The sequence below is a fragment of the Halarchaeum sp. P4 genome (assembly GCF_051195175.1).
Classification (GTDB): domain Archaea; phylum Halobacteriota; class Halobacteria; order Halobacteriales; family Halobacteriaceae; genus Halarchaeum.
In genome coordinates this window covers 630,845-648,131 of the sequence record NZ_JBNTKC010000001.1, presented here as the reverse complement: position 1 = coordinate 648,131, position 17,287 = coordinate 630,845, and the positions used below count along the sequence as shown (strand labels likewise).

Here is a 17,287-nt window from a genome sequence, read left to right as displayed (position 1 = left end):
TTACACCCCGCCGGGCAAACACGTGGTCCAATGGCGGAACCGTACGACGTCGGCGACGTTCTCCCCGTCGACTCCGTGCCGGCCGGGACGAACCTCATGGTGGGTGGCCCGCCGCTCACGGGGAAGGTCGACCTCGCGCTCTCGCTCGTCGAGGACGGCTGTCTGTGCGACGAGGGCGCGCTCGTCGTCTCGACGCGGGACAGCGCCGACCGCTTGCTCTCCCGCTCGACGCCGCTCAACGCGGCCGTCTCGGAGGGCCGGGCGGGTGTCGTGGACTGCGTGACGCGCGAGCGTGGCGAGGACGTCCGGGACTCCCAGTGGGTGCGGTACGCGTCGTCGCCGGGGGACGTGACGGACATCGGGATTCGGACGGCGGGCGTGTTCAGCGCGCTCGCGGAGCGTGACGTCGAGCGGGTGCGCTCGGGGCTCGTCTCGATTCCGACGATGCTGATGTACGCGGAGCCCCGACGCGTCTTTCGCTTCCTGCACGTCTACACGGGCCGGATTCAGTCCGGCGGGATGTTCGGTGTCGCGGTGACGGAACTCGGGGACAAGGAGGCGTTCAAGAAGTTCGCGCCGCTCTTCGATGGGATGGTGCAGACGCGGACGAACGAGGCGGACGAGCGCGAACTCCGGGTGGTCGGCGTCGAGTCGTCGCCGACGGAGTGGGTGAGTTACTAGCCGAACTGCTCCTCGACGGCCTCGTCGAGGTCTTCCCCGTCCTCCTCGGTGTCTCGGATATCGCTCTCCGGGGAGTCGATGTAGTCGAGGGCGACGTCGGTGAACGCGCCGGTGTCGACGACGCTGTCGCGGTCGAAGCCGACGATGACGCCGCTCCAGTCGCCGAGCGGCACCTGAATGACGACGACCTCGTGAAACCAGCGGACGCTCATATCGAGGTGGCCGAACTGGGAGAACTCGGGCTGTTCGAGTTCGTCGTCGAACCCCTTCAGAATCAGGTTCTTCGAGACCTCGTCGAGTTCCGCCTCGGTCTGTGCTTCCTCGATGTCGTCCCGAACGTAGACGACGTCGTACTCCTCCCCGTCGTAGGCGATGGCCCGGCGCATCCGCCCGACGTCGCTCGATTGGAGTGCCGAGACGAACGCGTCGGCTTCCTCGTGCATACCTACACAGTGGGAGTGGTGGGGGGTTAACGTTGTTCCCTACTCGCTCGCCGTGGCGACGTCGGACTGGTAGACGAAGTCGTAGCCGACGGCGGCCATCACGACGAGGACGAGCGGGCTGAGCATCCCGAAGAAGTAGTAGGGTGCGAACGCCCACGAGGACTGGAAGTTCATCGCGCCCGCCATGAAGACGGCGCCGGCGTGCCACGGGAAGAAGACACCCGTGGGGGTGCCGGCGGCCTCGATGGCGCGCGAGAGGTTCGAGGAGTCGAGGTCGAAGTCGTCGTAGGCGTTGCGCAGCGTCATGCCGGGGACGACGATGCTCATGTACTGCTGGGCGCTGAGGGCGTTGACGACGATGGCGGCGAGCTCGGTACCGACGACGAGGCTGCCGACGCTCCAGACGAGCTTCGTGAGGTAGTGCGCGAGGACGGCGAGGACGCCGGTGGCCTCGAGGACGCCGCCGAGGGTCAGCGCGAGGACGACGACGGTGATGGTCCACGCGCTCCCGGAGAGGCCGCCGGAGACGAGGAGGCCGTTGACGAGCTCCATCCCGGTCTTGGGTTCGGTGCCGCTGAGGAACACCTGCCACGCGGCGACGAAGCCGGTGCCCTGGAGGAAGACGGTGGTGAAGACGCCCGCGAAGACGCCGGCGACGAGCGTCGGGAGGGCGGGGTAGCCCCGGAGCGCGAGCGCGAACGTGACGACGAGCGGGAGGAACGCGACGAGTGAGAGGTCGTAGGTGGACGCGAGCGCGCCACGAATAGCCTCGAGTTGGCCGGCGGGAATCGCGCCGCCGGCGCGGAGACCGAGGACGGCGAAGGCGACGACGGCGAGGCCGAACGCGACGGCGGTGCCGACGCGCATCCGGTTGATGTGGTCGTAGAGGTCGGTGTTGGTGACGGCGGCGGCGAGGTTGGTGGTGTCGGAGAGCGGGCTCTGCTTGTCGCCGGCGTACGCGCCGGAGACGATGGCACCACCGGTCATCGCGGGCGGGATGCCGAGACCGTGGCCGATGCCGATGAAGGCGACGCCGAGCGTCCCGACGGTGGTCCACGAGGACCCGATGGCGAACGCGACGACGCCAGCGAAGAGCGCGGTGATGGGCAGGAAGATCTTGGGCGTGAGCAGGCCGAGTCCGTAGTACATGATGGCGGGAATCGTCCCCGCGCTAATCCACGTCGAAATGACTGCGTAGACGACGAAGATGATGAGGATGGCCTGTAAGCCCATGAGGAGGCTGCTGGCGACGCCCTCGTAGAGTTCCTCCCACGAGTAGCCGAGGACGGCGTACCCCAGAATCCCCGTGAGGACGATGGTCCAGAGGAGCGGTGCGTGCGGCGAGAGGCCGAGGTAGCCCGAGCCGATGCCGAGGAAGACGACGAGACCGAGCACGGGGACGAGCGCCCAGCGGAGGCTGGGGCGTCGCTCCGGGTCGAACTCCTCGTACCGGCGCGGGTCGACGTTCAACGACGGCATTCGTGCCCCGGCGTATGCTCCTCATGCATTAAAGCACGTTGAGATAATACCCATGAACATTCATCCGACTGGGGGAGGAAACGGCGCGACTCGCCGCGAGCCACGACACTGGCGAGCGGGACGCTCTTGAGGCGGGCGGACGGAGGGGACGTATGCACGCCGGAGTCGTCGTCGCGGGCGGGCGCTCCACCCGCTTTGGCGACGCGGACAAGGCCGTCGCGGAGCTCGCGGGTACCCCGATGGTTCGGCGGGTCGCCGACCGACTTGCCGGCCCCGTCGAGGAACTCGTCGTGAACTGCCGGGCCGACCAGCGTGACGCCGTCGCGGCCGCGCTCGCGGACTACCCACTCCCAGTCACCTACGCAATCGACGACGCGCCCGACGAGGGCCCGCTCGCCGGTATCGAGCGCGGCCTCCGCGAGACGGACGCCGAGCGGGCGTTCGTCGTCGCCTGCGACGTGCCGTTCGTCGACCCCGCGTTCGTCCGCTACCTCTTCGACCGGGCGGCCGCGCGCGACGCCGCGGTCCCGAAACCCGAGGCGTATCACGAGGTGCTTCACGCGGTCTACCGGACGGACGCCGCCGCGTCCGCGGCGTCACGGGCGCTCGAACGGGGCGAACGCAAAGCGATTGCCGTGCTGGACGGACTCGACTACGCTGTCGTCACGGCGGAAGAAGTGGAGACGCACGCCGCACCGGGGTCGTTCGAGAACCTGAACACGCGGGCGGCGTTCGAGGCGGCGGCAGAGCGCTTCGATGCCTAGTGTTTGCGCTCGGCCTCCTCCTCGACGAGTTCCTCGATGTACTGGTGCTCCCAGCTCTCGCGGTCGAGGATTTCGCGACGCCCACGTCCCGTCAGCGAGTAGGCGTTCGTCCGCTCGTCCTGTTTCTGTTTGTCGATGAGGCCTTTCTCGCAGAGCGTGTCGAGGTTCGGGTAGAGGCGTCCGTGGTTGATGGAGGTCCCGTAGTAGTCCTCGAGCTCGTCCTTGATGTCCAGGCCGTTCGGTTCGTCCAGACCGGCCGTCACGAAGAGGAGGTCGCGTTGGAACCCGGTGAGGTCGTGCATCGCTCGTGCGTGTAGGCGACGGCCGAACGCCGCTTAACTCCGGTGGCCACCCGGAGGGCGAACCGGGCCGCGCTACTCGGGGAGGCGACCGATGGCGTCGCGCCCGCGGGCCGTGATGCGATAGACGACTTCGCCAGTCACGGGTTCGAGGTGGCCGCTCCGGACGAGGGCCTCACAGCGCCGCTCGGCGTACGGCGTATGGATGCCGGTTCGCTGGGCGATGACCGCCGCGTACTGCGGCGAGCCGTCGTCGAGGAATTCGAGGATAGTCCGGTCGGCGCTCCGCAACTCGCCGCCACCAGGAGCGCTCGCGTCACTCATACACACAATATGTGGTGTGCTAACTCTTAACACTTTCTGTTCGACTGACGGGAGCGGCGACGTCACGCGGTAGCTCGCGCCCGCCAATCACTGCCACGTGCGCTCGATAATTGTCCCGCCCGCGCCGACTGCGGCGTCCACGTCGCCCACGCAGGCGTCGCGGAGGTCCGCCTCCGTCGGCGAGTCCAACGGCTGCCACGAACGACGCGGGAGGCGCTGATAGATGCGCCCGGACTCGCCGACCGCGACGAGCTCGCTTCCGCGCCGGTCCACCGCGTAGACGGCTTCCTCCCCGACCCGAATCGGCGTCCAGTTGTCGATGGGTGGGTCGTAGCGGAAGACGAGGCCGTCCTCGCCCGCGACCATCACCGTGTCCGGCCCCGCGTAGATGTCGTAGAAGTCCACCTGCGCGTTCCGAATGCCGACGCGACGCCACTCCGAGCCCTCTCGGCCGAACGCCCGCGCGAACGCGTTCCCGCTCGTGTCCACCGCGTAGCAGATGGCGTTCGCGTCGAACGCCGCCGCCTCGATGCGCGCGCCGGTATGGGGCTTCACCACCTCGTCCCAGTCCGGTTTGCCCATGCTGTCGACGTCGACGACGTCCACCCAATCGAAGGGGAGGTCGTCCCCGTCGGCCTCGACGAGCGTCGCGGAGAGAATCTCGCCCGAGGAGTTCGCGACGACGACGGTCTCGTCGTCCTTCGTCCCCGTGACCGCGATCGCCGACCACGACGTCGTCTTCTCCATCGGCGCCGTGTAATCCGTCTTCCGCCCCGGTTCGACGTCGTAGTAGCCGAGCGCGCCGCTCCCGCCCGCGAACCAGACGCGCTCGCCGTCGTCGGTGACCGCGACGTCGGTCAACTCCTTGTACTGTGCCGACGCCCCCGCAGGAATGGCGAGCGTCCATTCGCCGTTCGTCCGCACGACGACGCGCCCGGACTCGCCGACCGCGACCGGCCCCGATGCGGTCGTCACCACCCCGTAGAGCGTCTCCTCGACCGGTGACTCCACGGTCCGCCACTCGGGCGGCACGTACCGTCGGCTGTCGCTTCGAGACGCCATACCCACAGGGACGCCCGCCGCGCCGATAAAAAGGGTCGCTCGCCGTGACTGGCGCTCCGGTCAGCGTTCGACGATGGTGCCGCTGGCGCCGACAGCGACTTCGGGGCCGTCGCTGAAGCGGTTCAGGGCGACCTCGTTCAGGCCCGCGGAGGTACCCATGTCCATCTTCGTCCAGCCCTTCCCGGTGTTCTCGTAGCCGACGCCGGCGGAGCCGACGGCGACCTTCTTCGCGGACGTCCGTGCGATGGAGCGGAACGCCTTCGAGCCGAGCTGGACCGGCGTCCAGCGGTTACACGTACAGTCGCGCCGGAAGAGCCGGCCGCCGCCGGCCGCGATGTAGACGCGCTCGGCGGTGTCGGTCTTGTACGCGATGGTGTCGTAGAACTTCACCTGGGCGTTCGGGACGCCGACGTCCTTCCACGTCTCGCTGGAGTCGGACGTCTTGAAGCAGTTGCCGGAGGTGTCGGCGGCGAACCCGATGCTCGTGTTGGCCTCCTGGAAGTCGATAGAGGCGATTTTCGACCCGCTGCCCGGCTTGATGAGTTTGTCGAAGGAGACACAACCCTTGTCGTCGGTGTGGGCGTCGTAGACCTCTCCGGAGCCGTTCGTGACGTAGATACTCTCGCTCTCGCGCGTCCCGGTAACGGTGATACCTTCCCACGTGGAGGTGTGTTCGTTCGGCGCGGAGTAGTCGTACTTCATGCCCTTCTCGACGTCGTAGCAGCCGAGCGCGCCGGAGGAGCCCGCGAACCAGATGCGTTTGCCGTCGTCGGTCACGGAGACGGCTTTCAGCATGTTCTCGCGGGTCGCCGGCCCGTGCTGGACGACCTTCTCCCACGTGCCGTCGGAGCGTCGGGCGAGCACGTTGCCACTCTTCCCGACGGCGTGCGGTCCGGCAACGGTGTCCGAGACACCGTAAAGCGTCGCCGACGTCGGGGACGACACCGACGACCAACTCTGTGTGGCGGCGCTCGTCGTCGTGACTGCCGCGCCGCCGAGCCCCGCTGCCGCGACTGTGCCACCCGCGACCTTCAGGAACGTCCGTCTGCTGGAACCGCTCTCACCCATGGTCATTCACCTACCGTCACGTGGGCTGGGGAACTAAAGATATTTGTGGCTATTGAGTTAAAATTATGAAACGTGGCCATAAAATACTATACGGGTGGTCGGAATATTCGGGAGTGACGTTGGCAGACCGACGGTTCAGCGTTCGAGCAGGACGCCGCCGTCGCCGACCGCGACGTCCGGTCCGCCGTCGCGCCCGAGGGCGACGCCGTTCAGGTGGTTGCCCGTCGGGGACTCGTACATCGCGTACCCCGTCTCCGTGCGCTCGACGACGTGGCCGGAGCCGCCCGCACCGAGCAGTTCGCCACCGTAGCGTTCGAGTGCCGAGACGGTGTTGCTGCCCGGCTTGAACGGCGTCCAGAGGCTACAGGTGCAATCGAGGCGGAACACCCGCCCGGAGCCACCGCCGACGAAGACCCGATTCGGCTGTGAGACGACGGACTTCAGCGGCACCTGTGCGTCCGGAATGCCGACGTGCGTCCACGTCTGTCCGCCGTCCGTCGTCTCGTAGACCGCAGCGCCGTTCGTCACCGCGTGCCCGGACGTCGCGTCGTGGAAGTCGAGCGCCGTCACCGTATAGCCCCCGCCGGTGTCGTACTCCGTCCACGTCCACGACCCGGTGTTCTGGTGGCCGACGACGACGTCGCCGCCCGAGGTCGCGAGGTAGACGCGCTCCTCGCCGGCGGCACCCTCGACGGCGACGTCGTAGAAGGTGTTCCCCTCGCTCACGGGCTTCGAGAGGTTCGACGTCTCCCCCGAGGAGACATCGAGGTAGCCGAGCGTCCCGGACGCCCCGCAGAACCAGAGGCGCTGGTCGCCCGCCGTCACCTCGCAGGCGCGCAGCGTCTTGTTCCGCCCGGCGCCGTCCGCGACGGCTCTCGTCCACGACTGGCCGTCGCGGCGCAGTATCACGCCGCTCCCGCCCACGGCGTACGGCGTGCTACTGGCGTATGTGGCGTCGTAGAGCGCGTTCCCGGTGGGCGTCTCGACGACACTCCAGCCGTCGTTCGCCATCGCGTTCGACACCGCGCCCGCGCCGAGCGCCGTCGCCCCGGCCCCACCGAGGACGCCGAGCAACCGTCGTCGTGTGAACCCCGTGCCACCCATGGCTAACTGTCACCGTGTTCTCGTCTGTGGGGCAAAAGGACGTCGGCCACGTACCTAAATGAATGACATCTCTGGATGTAAATATATTTATACGGGGACGGCGAACGCCCGGCCATGCACGACCTCATCGGGTTTCAGCGCGACCTGCTGTACGTCGTTCACGGACTCGAGGAGCCGAACGGGCTCGAAGTGAAAGAAGAACTAGAAGAGTATTACGAGTCCGAGATTCACCACGGCCGCCTCTACCCGAACCTCGACACGCTCTGCGAGAAGGGACTCGTCGACAAGGGTCAAATCGACGAACGCACGAACTACTACACGCTCACCCGACGCGGCCGCCGCGAAGTGCAGGCCCGCCGCGAGTGGGAGAACGAACACCTCGAAGAGAACGAGCGCATCGACGTCCCCTGAACCGACAGACCGACACCGCTCGACTGCGTTCCTCCCCCTATGTCTGCATTCGAACTCCCACCTGAGGCCGTCCGCGAGCGACTCGAGGACGACGAGTTCACCCTCGTCGACATCCGCGACCCCGAGAGCTACGCCGAGGGCCACGTCCCCGGCTCGGAGCATCTCACCACGCGCGAACTCCAGTCCGTCGTCGCCGAGCGCGACTGGCCGGACTCGGTCGCCTTCCTCTGCTACGTCGGGAAGTCCTCCCGGCAGGCCGCGCAGTTCGTCGCGCAGTACGGCGACGTCGAGGAGACGTACAGCGTCGCCGGCGGGTTCGAGGCATGGGACGGCCCCGTCGAGACAGACGAGTAGTTTTTCCCCGCGCCTCCACGGAGGTGGTGTATGCGCTTTGGCATCATCAGCACCGCCGGCATCGCCCGCAAGTCGTTCATCCCGGGCGTCGCGCGCACCGACCACGACGTGACCGCCATCGCCTCCCGCGACGGCGAGCGGGCCGCCGACGTCGCCGCCGCCCACGACATCCCCGAGTCCTACGGGAGCTACGAGGCGCTCCTCGAGGCCGACATCGACGCCGTCTACAATCCGCTCCCGAACGGCCTGCACGCCGAGTGGACGAAGCGCGCCGCGGACGCCGGCCTCGACGTCCTCTGCGAGAAACCGCTCGCGAGCGACGCCGAGGAGGCTCGCGACGTCGTCGAGCACTGTCGGGACGCCGGCGTCACGCTCATGGAGGCGTTCATGTACCGCTACCACCCGCGGACCGCGCGCGTCGCCGAACTCCTCGACGAGATGGGCGACGTCGTCGCTGCCGAGGCAACGTTCGGCTTCCCGCTCTACGGGAATCCCGAGGACGTCCGCCTCGACCCGGATCTCGCCGGCGGGTCACTCATGGACGTCGGCTGCTACCCCGTCAACGCCCTGCGGACGTTCCTCGGCGAACCCGACGCCGTCTCCGCGAGCACGTACGACAGTCGGGACTGCGGCGTCGACACCCGCCTCGTCGGCACCTTCGAGTACGACGACGGCGCGCGCGCCACGCTCCGCTCGTGGTTCGACGCCCCCGAACGCCAGGCCTACCGCATCGAGACGACCGACGGATGGGTGGAGGTCCCCGACCCCGCGTTCAACGTCCCGCGCGAGGAACCCGCGAAACTCCGCTACGCCCACGACGGCCGCGAGGCCACCGAGACGTTCGCGCCGGTCGACCAGTACGCCCTGGAGGCCGAGCACTTCGCCGACTGCGTCGCGTCGGGCACGACCCCCGATACCGACGGCGAGGACGCCGTCGCGAACATGGACGCCATCGACGCCCTCTACGAGGCCGCGGCCACCGACGAGCGCGTTCGGCTTTGACGCACGCTGAAGCCAGACCTGTACCCTCCCGAATACTTATCTGTCGGTCCTGTGAGTGAGTATCTAGTCCGCGCCCTCCAGTCCCTCCACGGTGCTGTCCGCGCGGACGGATAGCCGATGCACACGAAAACGAGAACACTCGCAGTCGTGCTGGCCGTCCTGCTCTGCGTGCCCGCCGCGAGCGCGACGTTCGCCGGCGCACCCGGCGTGGGGACGCCGTCCTCAGCCGCGTCGGAGGCGCCCGCCGCCGCTGCGAGCAACGCCAGTACCGACAGCTCGAACAGTACCGACTACACCCGCCTCTTCGTCGAGGAGCGCTACCACAGCGCCGAGGTGAAACCCGGCGAGTCCACGACGTTCAACGTCACCGTCACGAACGCCGAGGACAGCGCCGTCACCGTCAACCCGCACGTCTACGTGCCGCCCATCGGTGACCGGCGCGTGAAGGCCGACTGGGTCTCCGTCGAGAGCGGCGACACGACGCTCGCGCCCGACGAGACGCGCACCTTCGAAGTCACCGTCGACGTCCCCGACGGCGCGAAACTCGGCTACTACCGCGGGTCGCTCGCCTTCACCAACGAGACCGTGAAGTACCCCGGCCGGCCCGCCCAACCCGTCCACGCCGTCGACTTCAGCGTCGACGTCTGGAAGGAGCCGACGCTCACCGTCGTCTCCGAGCGCTGGCTGCACAGCCAGGTGAAGGCCGGCGGCGAGCGCACGCACGAAATCGTCGTGAGGAACACCGGCGACAGCGCGGCGACGCTCGACCCGTCCGTGAAGACCCGTGACCGGGGCCACTACAGTCAGGACTCCGGGACGCTCGAACGCTCGTGGCTCACCATCGACGCGCCCCACCAGGTGCCCGCCGGCGGCACCGCCACCGTCGAAGTGACCGTCTCGCCGCCCGCCGACGCCGAACGCGGGACCTACCGCACCGAATTGACGCTCGGCCTGAACGACCCCGCGCGTCCGGACGACCAGCGCGGCTGGCAGCGCCTCACGCTCCGCACGGAGGTCTGGACGCAGCCCGAGAAGCCCTTCACCACGGAGTTCGGCGTCACCGAGAACACCAGTGACGTCTCGCTCGTCCTGAACGCCGGGAACGGCCGGAGCGCCGGCACGGACGCGAACGCGCCGTCCTTCGACGTCGCGTTCGTCGCCCCGAACGGCACCACCGTCACCGCCGAACGCACCTCCCTCACCCAGTCCGGCTACGTGAACCTCGGGAACGACCGCCCGCGCGCGACGAGCGGCACCTACGCCAGCGACGGTGAGAACCGGGAGTTCCGCTACGCGCTCGACGACCCCGCCGCCGGCGACTGGCAGGTGCGCATCATGCCGCACAACGCGATGAACTTCCAGTACCGTATCGTCAGAAACGAGACCGCGTAACGGACGCGACGCCCCTTTTTTCGCGCTCTCCACGCCGAGTCGATACCGCGGTCAGTCGTCGCTCGCCGTCCGCTCGGGGTCGATGCCGCGCGCCTCGAGGATGCGCTCGACGATGAGTTCCGGGTTCTCCGCAGCGAGCGCGACCATCGCGTCGTGGGCCTCCCGGCCCGCGAAGTCCCGAATCCCGCGGTCAGCGAGGCGGCGCTTCACCTCGAAGTCGATGGTGTCCTGGAGGGCCTGCCAGGACTCCTGACGCGGGTAGACGGATCGCTGGAGGTCGTTCGTGAAGTCGAACGCCGGCCCGCTCGGCTCCTCGGGGTCGTGCTCCTCGGTGCCGTTGTTCGGGTAGTCCTCGCGCTCGGGGTCGCCGCCCGCGCTCTCATCAAGTTGCTCGCGCAGGTCGCCGAGGGGGCTCTCCTCGCTCATCGGCCCACCTCCTCCTCGACCAGCGCGGCGAGCGAGTCGAGGTGCTCGACCTGGTCGTTGTTCGGGTCGTAGTGGGCGAGCGGCATCTCCTCGCCGAAGGCCTTCGTGAACGCCCCGCGGTCGCGGATGCCGGGTTTCGGGAGCGTGTCGTGCTCGCCGGCGTCGATGCGGTCGAACTCCTCGGGCTCGATGCGCGCGAACTCCGGGACGTACTCGGCGAAGTTCCGGTTGAGGTCCTCGACGAGCAGCCGGTCGCCGTTCTGCTGGTCGATACGCGAGGAGAGACGGTTCGGGACGACGGCGAGGATGTCGAGGCCGATCTGCTCGCGGATGGGCTTTATCTGGCGTTCGAACGTCCGCTCGAAGCCGGCGAGCGCCTCGTTGCCGGGCGTGAGCGGGATGATGAGGTTCTGCGTCGCGACGAGTGCGTTGTCCGCGAGTTTCCCCCGGTAGGCCGGCGAGTCCGTGACGACAAAGTCGTACTCGTCCTCGGAGAGGAGCGGTTCGACGAGGTCGCGCCGCAGGCGGACGTCGCTGAACATCGAGTTCCGCAGGCGGTCCTCGACCCGTTCGAGTTCGCGCGAGGACGGCAGGACGTCGAAGCCGAACTCCGATTCGTGGATGACGTCCTCCGGGTCGGCGTCGCCGTCGTCGAGCACGACGTCCCCGACGTTCGGCGACCCCTGCTGGTAGACGTCCTCGAAGCCGAGCCCCATCGAGGCGTGGCCGTTCGGGTCGAGGTCGATGAACAAGACGTCGTTGCCCCGCGCGGCGATTCGGTCGGCGAGGTTCACCGCGATGGTGGACTTCCCGACCCCACCCTTGAGTATCGAGACGCTCACCGCGCGTGGTGTCGAATCCGTGGATGACATAGTGTGTCGAGTCCGGACGCGGGGGGAGGAGACGAGGAGCCCGCACCCGGTTATGTGTCCCTGCGTACAACGTCGCACAGTATAAGACTTGGGTACACGGTTCGGACTGTTTGAAATTTGTACAAACTGACCCGATATCCGTTGAATACGCTCGATGCGGTTTCCGGCGGTGTCGTGGGCGCTCCCACCGATTCGGCGGCACACATTGTGCAATGTGTTACCGGTCGCGGCGGGTGGTTCGCCTGCCACAACGAACGTCCCCCTCCCGCCCCACGGTCGACGTATGGCGACGAACAGGCAGTTCGTTCTCGCACAGCGACCCGACGGCGTCCCGGACGACGAGGACTTCGACCTCGTCGAGGGCGACGTTCCCGAACCCGGCCCGCGCGAAGTGCTCGTCCGGACGCGCTACCTCAGCGTCGACCCCTACATGCGCGACCGGATGCGCGAAGGTGAGTCGTACGCCGAACCGTGGGACGTCGGCGACGTCCTCCGCGGCGCCGTCGTCGGCGACGTCGTCGAGTCCAATCACCCCGACTACGACGAGGGCGACACCGTGACCGGCAACCTCGCGTGGGCGGACTACGCGGTCGCCGACGCCGACAACCTCGTCGCCGTCGAGACCGGCGAACTCCGCGAGTCCGTCGCGCTCGGCGTCCTCGGGATGCCCGGCCGGACCGCCTACTTCGGCGTCACCGACGTCCTCGACCCGGACCCTGGCGACACCGTCGTCGTCTCCGCCGCCGCGGGCGCCGTCGGCAGCGTCGTCGGCCAGATCGCGAAACTCAACGGCTGTCGCGTCGTCGGCATCGCCGGCAGCGACGCCAAAATCGAGTACATCACCGACGAGCTCGGCTTCGACGCCGGCATCAACTACAGCGACCGGAACGTCGCCGAGGCGCTCGCCGAGGCCGCACCCGACGGCGTCGACGGCTACTTCGACAACGTCGGGGGCGACATCACGGACGCCGTCTTCGAGCACCTGAACGTCCGCGCGTCCGTCGCCGTCTGCGGCCAGATTGCCCTCTACAACGAGGAGGACGTCACGATGGGGCCGCGCAAACTCCCGACGCTCGTCGAGACACGCGCCAGCGTCGAGGGCTTCCTCGTCGGCGACTACGCCCCGCGCTTCGAGGAGGCGAGCCGGCGCCTCGCCCAGTGGGTCCAGAACGGCGACATCGAGTTCCGTGAGACTGTCGCCGACGGCCTCGAGAACGCCCCTGACGCCTTCGTCGGCCTCTTCGAGGGCGAGAACATCGGGAAGCAGGTCGTCCGCGTCGAGAGCGAGTTCGACAGTTCGTGAGAAGTACTGAAGACTGACGGCCGTTGTGCCCCGTCTCGGGGCCGTCAGCGGTCGCTCACGCGAGGTGTGGGCGGCCGTCGGAGGGACGACCGGGAGAAACGCAGTCGATCATCGGGCTCGCTCTCGCGGGTCGCGTGCGCTCCCCGCTCGCTGTTCGGTTTCGCCTGCGACGAAACCTACTCGAAGCCCATGGCTTCGATCTGTTCCTGATAGCGGTTGCGGATGGTGACTTCGGTGACCTGGGCGACGTCGGCGACTTCGCGCTGAGTCTTCTTCTCGTTGCAGAGCAGGCTCGCGGCGTAGATGGCGGCCGCGGCGAAGCCGGTGGGACTCTTCCCGGAGAGGAGGCCCTGCTCGGCGGAGATGTCGATGATCTCGTTGGCCTTCGCGATGGTCTCCTCGTTCAGGCCGAGTTCGCTGGCGAAGCGCGGGACGAACTGCTTGGGGTCGACCGGCTCCATCTCGAGGGAGAGTTCCTGAGCGACGTAGCGATAGGTGCGCCCGATTTCTTTCTGGTCGACCCGGGAGACCTCCGCGACCTCCTCGAGCGAGCGCGGGATGCCTTCCTTCCGGCAGGCGGCGTAGAGACAGGAGGTGGCGACGCCCTCGATGGACCGCCCGCGGATGAGGTCCTCCTTGAGCGCGCGCCGGTAGATGACGGACGCGACCTCGCGAACGCTGCGGGGGACGCCGAGCGCGGAGGCCATCCGGTCGATTTCGGAGAGCGCGAACTGGAGGTTGCGCTCGCCGGCGTCCTTGGTGCGGATGCGCTCCTGCCACTTGCGCAGCCGGTGCATCTGGGAGCGCTTCTTCGAGGAAATCGAACGCCCGTAGGCGTCCTTGTCCTTCCAGTCGATCTGGGTCGTCAGACCCTTGTCGTGCATCGTCTGCGTCGTCGGTGCGCCCACCCGAGACTTCTGCTGGCGCTCCGAGTGGTTGAACGCCCGCCACTCCGGCCCGCGGTCGACGTTGTCCTCCTCCAGAACGAGGCCACAGTCCTCACAGATGAGCTCCCCCTGGTCCGCACTCACCGAGAGGTTCTCCGACTCGCACTCCGGACATGTGCGGGTCCCCTCCTGCTCCGCGTCTGTCGTCTCCGCCTCGACGTCTCGCTCCTGCTGGCGGCTGGGGCGTACCATGTATCCCTATCAAGAACAACGATAGATTTAAGCCCTTTGCCCAAACCCCCATAGTACTCTTTCGGCGTCTCGCCGGGCGAGGGGCGCTCTCCGGCGGGGTTCGCCGATTTTGTCCCTTGCTCACACGGTTGTGAGCGGCTCTCGTGGGGTGTCGGTCGGGTGATGCTCGCGGTACGCGGTCGCACGCGCCTCGCGTGCGAGGCGGGCGCGCCTACGACGACTCGTTCGACCCCGATTGGGTCGTGGTGCCCTCGGTGTCGCGCACGACGATGTCCCCGACCATCCCCATGTTCACGTGGGGTTCACAGACGATGTGGTAGCGCCCCGGGACGGTGAACTCGTACTCGTAGGTGTGGCCTTCGCCGAGGATGTCGGGTTCGCCCTTCCAGTCCGACTCCGCGGGTTTCTCCTCGGGGACGACGTTGTGGCCGCCGGTCTTCCAGACGAAGCGGACGGTCGTCCCGGCGTCGATTTCGAGGGCCTGCTCGGTGCCCGGCTGGAAGGCGTAATCGACGAGGTCACACTGGACGGTGTTCGGCGGCAGCGTCGTCGTGGACGTCTGGGTCTGTGAGCCGCCGCTACAGCCGGCGAGGGCGGCTGCCCCAAGCGTCCCGAGACTCGCGAGGTACGTGCGTCGGTCCATACCGGTGGTTGGGGTGACGACAGAAAAGTCGTACCGGTCCGCTACTCCGGCGCCATCGTCGCGCCGTCCTCCTCGCCGGTGGTGTCGCGGTTCTCGTTCGGCGCCTCGATGATGGTGCCGGACTTCCCGACGGCGACGGCGGGTGAGGAGACGGCGCAGCCACGGAGGGCGTTGCTGTTCTTCGCACTTCGGGGCTTCCAGTCACCCGTGCCGCGCCGCACGAAGACGTCGCCGCTCCCGCCGACGGCGAGCGCGACGGAGCCGTCGGGCGCGAGCGAGAGGTCCTGGACGGTGAAACTCGCGAGGAGGTAGGGCGTCCACGTGTTGTCCTCGAGTTCGTAGATGCGCCCGTTCCCGCCGCCGACGATGAGCCGGTTGTTGTTCGCAGTGACGGCGTAGAGGCTGGTGCCGGCGTCCTCGAGGCCGATTTTCTTCCACCCGTCGTCGCGTGTCGTCTTGAACACGCCGCCGGAGCTGTTGACGCCGAAGCCGACGCCCGCGGGGTTGGAGGAGAGCGCGGTCATCGCGCCGCTGACGTCGCGCGCCCACTCCCAGTCGATGGTGTCGCCGCTCACGACGCCGGGGACGACGTTCCCGCTGCCGTCGGCGGCGAGCAGTTTCTCCGAGCCGCGCTTGCCGGAGACGGTGAGCGCCTGGAAGGTGTTCGTGAGGTCGTTCGGCTCGGAGAAGTCGCGGCGCTTCTGCGCCTGCAGGTCGTAGTAGCCGACGGCGCCGGAGGACCCGGCGAACCAGACCCGCTTGCCGTCGCCGGTGGCGTCGACGGCGTGCAGGTCGTTGTTATGGGCTTTCGGACCATGTTCGACGAGGACACCCCACGTGCCGTCGGACGCGCGGCCGAGGACGAACCCGTCGTTCCCCACGACGCACGGACCGTTGGCGCTGTGCGTCACGTCGCGAAGCGTGACGGAAACCGGCGACGTGACGCGCTCCCAGTGCCCGCCGTCGCCGGAACCTAGCTCCCACATAGATTCCACTAACGCACTAAGAAAAATAAATCACCGGCCTCGTGAGACGTAAATCCCTAAGCCGAGCGTGCGCTCTCGATGGCCGCCCGCACCGTCTCGTAGTCGTAGCCATCCGTCGCCTCGCCGTTCACGTACACCTCGGGGGTACCGTCGAGACCCATGTCCGCGCCCGTCTGTCGGTCCGCCTTCAGGACGGGGTCGTACTTCCCGCCCTTCGCCGCGCGCACCACCGTCTCCGCGTCCGCGCCGTGGTCGGCGGCCGTCGACCCGAGGAAGTCGTAGCCGGCGTCGCCCTGGTTCACGTACTCGCCCTGGTTCGCGAACAGGTCGTGGGCGTACTCGAAGAAGGCCTGCTCGCCGACGGTGTCCTGCACCGAGCGCGCCGCGTTCGCCGCCGCCCACGACCACGTTTCGCTCACCGGAATCGGGAAGTCGTGGTGCTCGTAGCGAATCGTCCCCTGGCTCGCGTAGTTCTCGAAGATCTTGGGCGCGACCTCCGTCGAGAACGTCGCGCAGTGCGGGCACGCGAAGTCCTCGAAGACCATCACCGTCACGTCCGCGTCCGCGTCGCCGCGCACCGGCGTCGGCATCGACTCCACTGTCTCGACATCCACCGACGACCCGCCGTTTCCACCGAGGCCCGCACAGCCCGCGAGCAGGCCCGCACCGAGCGCGCCCGCCGTCGCAAGGTAGTCGCGTCGCGTGATCATACCCGAGAGGATGGGATTCCGGCCCATAGTGTCACCGCTCCCGAGTTGCCCCACAGCTATATCCGTGTGTGGCAGAGACGGCCACCGTGGCACTCAGAGACGTCCTGGAGACGGTCCGAAGTCACCAGAAGACCCTGACCGTCTACGCGCACGCCCCGGCCATCGTCCCGGAGCTGCGCGACTACTTCGCCTCCCAGAACGTCGCCGTCCGGTACAGTCGCTGTCCCCGCGACGAACCCGAGCACGTCGTCCTCGCCGACGATGACGGCTTCGAGGCGGCCGTCAGCCTCGACGCGATGCGGACGCTCGTCGACCCCGACGCCCCCGCGAAACGCGTCGGCGAACCCGCGCCCTACCAGCGCGTCCTCGAGGGCCTCGACGGCGCGACGTTCACCTCCTACGACCACCGCCAGACCCTCCACGCCACCCGCGAAGTCGAGGACCGCGCGTGGCGCGCCGGCGTCGGCACCCTCCACGCCGGCTTCCAGTCCCTCTCGACGTTCCGCGAAGCGCGCGAGACCTACGAGTGTCTCGCCGTGAGCGACCTCGACATCCACGTCTACGGCGCGCCCGCCGACGACGCCACCGCCGCCGACGTCGCCGTCGACGGCGTCACCGTCCACGCGGACGACAGTCCCGACATCGCCGAGACGTGGTTCGTCGCCTACGACGGCGGCCCCGACGCCAGACAGAAGTCCGCGCTCGTCGCCGAGGAGCGCGACCCCGGCGAGTTCTACGGCGTCTGGACGTACGACGCCGCGCTCGTCGACCGGGTGCTCGCCGCGCTCGGAGACGACAGACGAACGACAAACTGACGCGGAGTTT

21 protein-coding genes are annotated in these 17,287 nt (G+C 68.1%); 8 read left to right on the top strand and 13 right to left on the bottom strand.

Translation table 11 applies throughout. The features are described 5' to 3' along the window. Positions 1 to 30: 30 nt before the first annotated feature. Complete coding sequence (locus tag ACQUS8_RS03405) at positions 31 to 681, top strand: RAD55 family ATPase (RefSeq protein WP_435096932.1); 651 nt, start codon at positions 31 to 33, stop codon at positions 679 to 681. Here ACQUS8_RS03405 and ACQUS8_RS03400 read toward each other — a convergent pair. Beyond that, the gene (locus tag ACQUS8_RS03400; protein WP_435096929.1) at positions 678 to 1,124 is read right to left on the bottom strand and encodes a hypothetical protein; all 447 of its coding nucleotides are present in this window, start codon (positions 1,122 to 1,124) and stop codon (positions 678 to 680) included. The two genes, ACQUS8_RS03405 and ACQUS8_RS03400, sit on opposite strands and share 4 nt — an antisense overlap. A 39-nt stretch (positions 1,125 to 1,163) precedes the next feature. After that, entirely contained in the window at positions 1,164 to 2,603 is a 1,440-nt protein-coding gene (locus ACQUS8_RS03395) for a Na+/H+ antiporter NhaC family protein (protein ID WP_435096926.1), read from the bottom strand. Between the two features lie 152 nt (positions 2,604 to 2,755). Between ACQUS8_RS03395 and ACQUS8_RS03390 the strand changes: the two genes are divergently transcribed. Continuing rightward, positions 2,756 to 3,367 (top strand): molybdenum cofactor guanylyltransferase, encoded by a 612-nt coding sequence (locus tag ACQUS8_RS03390; protein ID WP_435096923.1) that lies wholly within the window; start codon positions 2,756 to 2,758, stop codon positions 3,365 to 3,367. Here ACQUS8_RS03390 and ACQUS8_RS03385 read toward each other — a convergent pair. The 5 genes from ACQUS8_RS03385 to ACQUS8_RS03365 form a co-directional block, all read right to left on the bottom strand. After that, positions 3,364 to 3,669 carry a helix-turn-helix transcriptional regulator gene (locus ACQUS8_RS03385; RefSeq protein WP_435096920.1) on the bottom strand — a complete coding sequence of 102 codons (306 nt, stop codon included), beginning with the start codon at positions 3,667 to 3,669 and terminating at the stop codon, positions 3,364 to 3,366. The genes ACQUS8_RS03390 and ACQUS8_RS03385 overlap by 4 nt on opposite strands. Before the next feature lie 72 nt (positions 3,670 to 3,741). Then, positions 3,742 to 3,990, bottom strand: a complete 249-nt coding sequence (locus ACQUS8_RS03380; protein WP_435096917.1) for a winged helix-turn-helix domain-containing protein — start codon at positions 3,988 to 3,990, stop codon at positions 3,742 to 3,744. 87 nt (positions 3,991 to 4,077) lie between these two features. Continuing rightward, the gene (locus tag ACQUS8_RS03375; RefSeq protein WP_435096915.1) at positions 4,078 to 5,052 is read right to left on the bottom strand and encodes a hypothetical protein; all 975 of its coding nucleotides are present in this window, start codon (positions 5,050 to 5,052) and stop codon (positions 4,078 to 4,080) included. Positions 5,053 to 5,112: 60 nt separating this feature from the next. Beyond that, positions 5,113 to 6,126 (bottom strand): hypothetical protein, encoded by a 1,014-nt coding sequence (locus ACQUS8_RS03370; protein ID WP_435096912.1) that lies wholly within the window; start codon positions 6,124 to 6,126, stop codon positions 5,113 to 5,115. A 129-nt stretch (positions 6,127 to 6,255) separates the two neighbouring features. Continuing rightward, positions 6,256 to 7,224 carry a WD40/YVTN/BNR-like repeat-containing protein gene (locus ACQUS8_RS03365; RefSeq protein WP_435096909.1) on the bottom strand — a complete coding sequence of 323 codons (969 nt, stop codon included), beginning with the start codon at positions 7,222 to 7,224 and terminating at the stop codon, positions 6,256 to 6,258. A 114-nt stretch (positions 7,225 to 7,338) separates the two neighbouring features. On the opposite strand from ACQUS8_RS03365, the gene ACQUS8_RS03360 reads away from it, so the two are divergent. From ACQUS8_RS03360 to ACQUS8_RS03345, 4 genes are all read left to right on the top strand, one after another. Continuing rightward, on the top strand, positions 7,339 to 7,635 hold the full coding sequence (locus ACQUS8_RS03360; protein WP_435096906.1) for a PadR family transcriptional regulator: 297 nt from the start codon (positions 7,339 to 7,341) through the stop codon (positions 7,633 to 7,635). A gap of 39 nt (positions 7,636 to 7,674) precedes the next feature. Beyond that, complete coding sequence (locus ACQUS8_RS03355; RefSeq protein WP_435096903.1) at positions 7,675 to 7,989, top strand: rhodanese-like domain-containing protein; 315 nt, start codon at positions 7,675 to 7,677, stop codon at positions 7,987 to 7,989. Positions 7,990 to 8,019: 30 nt separating this feature from the next. Then, on the top strand, positions 8,020 to 8,991 hold the full coding sequence (locus ACQUS8_RS03350) for a Gfo/Idh/MocA family protein (protein WP_435096900.1): 972 nt from the start codon (positions 8,020 to 8,022) through the stop codon (positions 8,989 to 8,991). Between the two features lie 117 nt (positions 8,992 to 9,108). After that, positions 9,109 to 10,383: a COG1470 family protein gene (locus ACQUS8_RS03345; RefSeq protein WP_435096897.1), complete on the top strand. Its 1,275-nt coding sequence runs from the start codon at positions 9,109 to 9,111 to the stop codon at positions 10,381 to 10,383. 51 nt (positions 10,384 to 10,434) lie between these two features. Here ACQUS8_RS03345 and ACQUS8_RS03340 read toward each other — a convergent pair whose 3' ends face one another. Then, positions 10,435 to 10,809, bottom strand: a complete 375-nt coding sequence (locus tag ACQUS8_RS03340; RefSeq protein ID WP_435096894.1) for a hypothetical protein — start codon at positions 10,807 to 10,809, stop codon at positions 10,435 to 10,437. Further along, positions 10,806 to 11,681, bottom strand: coding sequence for a ParA family protein (locus tag ACQUS8_RS03335; RefSeq protein WP_435096891.1), 876 nt, complete (start codon positions 11,679 to 11,681; stop codon positions 10,806 to 10,808). The genes ACQUS8_RS03340 and ACQUS8_RS03335 overlap by 4 nt, the downstream gene beginning before the upstream one ends. A gap of 283 nt (positions 11,682 to 11,964) precedes the next feature. Between ACQUS8_RS03335 and ACQUS8_RS03330 the strand changes: the two genes are divergently transcribed. Then, on the top strand, positions 11,965 to 12,984 hold the full coding sequence (locus tag ACQUS8_RS03330; RefSeq protein ID WP_435096888.1) for an NADP-dependent oxidoreductase: 1,020 nt from the start codon (positions 11,965 to 11,967) through the stop codon (positions 12,982 to 12,984). A gap of 176 nt (positions 12,985 to 13,160) precedes the next feature. On the opposite strand, the gene ACQUS8_RS03325 is transcribed toward ACQUS8_RS03330, so the two are convergent. The 4 genes from ACQUS8_RS03325 to ACQUS8_RS03310 all read right to left on the bottom strand — a co-directional run bounded on the left by ACQUS8_RS03325 (position 13,161) and on the right by ACQUS8_RS03310 (position 16,462). Beyond that, positions 13,161 to 14,123: a transcription initiation factor IIB gene (locus ACQUS8_RS03325; protein WP_123076814.1), complete on the bottom strand. Its 963-nt coding sequence runs from the start codon at positions 14,121 to 14,123 to the stop codon at positions 13,161 to 13,163. A gap of 211 nt (positions 14,124 to 14,334) precedes the next feature. After that, complete coding sequence (locus ACQUS8_RS03320; protein WP_435096885.1) at positions 14,335 to 14,766, bottom strand: plastocyanin/azurin family copper-binding protein; 432 nt, start codon at positions 14,764 to 14,766, stop codon at positions 14,335 to 14,337. A 41-nt stretch (positions 14,767 to 14,807) separates the two neighbouring features. Beyond that, positions 14,808 to 15,752 (bottom strand): hypothetical protein, encoded by a 945-nt coding sequence (locus ACQUS8_RS03315; RefSeq protein ID WP_435096882.1) that lies wholly within the window; start codon positions 15,750 to 15,752, stop codon positions 14,808 to 14,810. 56 nt (positions 15,753 to 15,808) lie between these two features. Next, the gene (locus ACQUS8_RS03310) at positions 15,809 to 16,462 is read right to left on the bottom strand and encodes a DsbA family protein (RefSeq protein WP_435096879.1); all 654 of its coding nucleotides are present in this window, start codon (positions 16,460 to 16,462) and stop codon (positions 15,809 to 15,811) included. A gap of 86 nt (positions 16,463 to 16,548) precedes the next feature. On the opposite strand from ACQUS8_RS03310, the gene ACQUS8_RS03305 reads away from it, so the two are divergent. Further along, positions 16,549 to 17,277, top strand: coding sequence for a DICT sensory domain-containing protein (locus ACQUS8_RS03305; RefSeq protein ID WP_435096876.1), 729 nt, complete (start codon positions 16,549 to 16,551; stop codon positions 17,275 to 17,277). Positions 17,278 to 17,287 lie beyond the last annotated feature (10 nt).